This window comes from Treponema endosymbiont of Eucomonympha sp., from assembly GCF_001028545.1.
The window spans coordinates 1-887 of record NZ_BBPW01000247.1 but is presented as its reverse complement, the minus strand read 5'-3'; the positions used below and the strand labels follow the sequence as shown (position 1 = coordinate 887).

Annotated in this window: 2 protein-coding genes; both read right to left on the bottom strand. The window is 55.0% G+C overall.

The window, feature by feature from the left end; all coding sequences use genetic code 11:
• The coding region (locus tag AWU74_RS06310; protein WP_306701031.1) for a Tex-like N-terminal domain-containing protein at positions 1-350 on the bottom strand (350 nt) is incomplete at its 3' end.
• A gap of 68 nt (positions 351-418) precedes the next feature.
• Positions 419-793 carry a hypothetical protein gene (locus tag AWU74_RS06305; protein WP_059370227.1) on the bottom strand — a complete coding sequence of 125 codons (375 nt, stop codon included), beginning with the start codon at positions 791-793 and terminating at the stop codon, positions 419-421.
• Between the last annotated feature and the right edge of the window lie 94 nt (positions 794-887).

The window sequence follows — 887 nt, the reverse complement described above, 5'->3', positions numbered from 1 at the left end:
GCCCATAAATCCTCAAGCTCGGCGAGCGTCTTCGCGCCCATTACCGCGCCGTAGAGCGATTCAGTGAGCTTCCCCGCCGCGAATATGCCGCGGGCGATTTCGAGGCGGCGCGTTTCAAGGTTCGTGTAGCTCTTGAACAGACGGTCGGCGTCGCGCACCTGCACTTCGTCGAGCGAGCCGTGCTGTTCCTTGCGGTACCGCGAGATAAACGGTATGGTGCAGCCCTCGCTCACCAGAGCAACGACCGCGCCCACCTGCTGCGCGCGGACGTTCAGTTCCCCGGCGACCCGCTTCATGACCTCAGTCTCGCTGACCGCGAGCGAATCAAGCGTTTCCTGTGTAAATTCCATAGCCGCATTGTAGAGAAACGGGCTGTCTTGGTAAAGGCAGACCCGCCTGCTATGCCAAAACGCGGCGGCTATATGCCGTAGACGATGACGAATTTCTTTGCGGCGTGCGCCTTTTTGAGCAGTTCCAGCAGCTTGTCTATGTTGAAACCTTCCCGCCACTGCGCCGAAGTCTTTGTCTCCACTATGCGGATAAGCGCCTCAATTGATTCCGGCGGGACGAGCGTTACCGCACACTGCGCGAATCCCTTAGCGGGATAACTGAAGCTGTTATAGTATGTGCTGACGCTTTGAAAATCTTTCGCCCAGTCGTTCAGAATATCGTCGTCTATCGGAACGCAGTGGTGTTCCCTCAGCGTGTCTTGAAAACTGCCGCTAAAAAATCTCTGATAGTTTTCTTGTTTATCGAAATCGTCAATTATCCCGAAATGTGCGTCGCAGGGCATATCATATACTCCTTGTTTTTGCTATTAGAGGCTACTCCTCTTGCGGATATTTCGCCGCACAAAAGGCGGTGGAAAACGCGGGCGCTTGCACAGC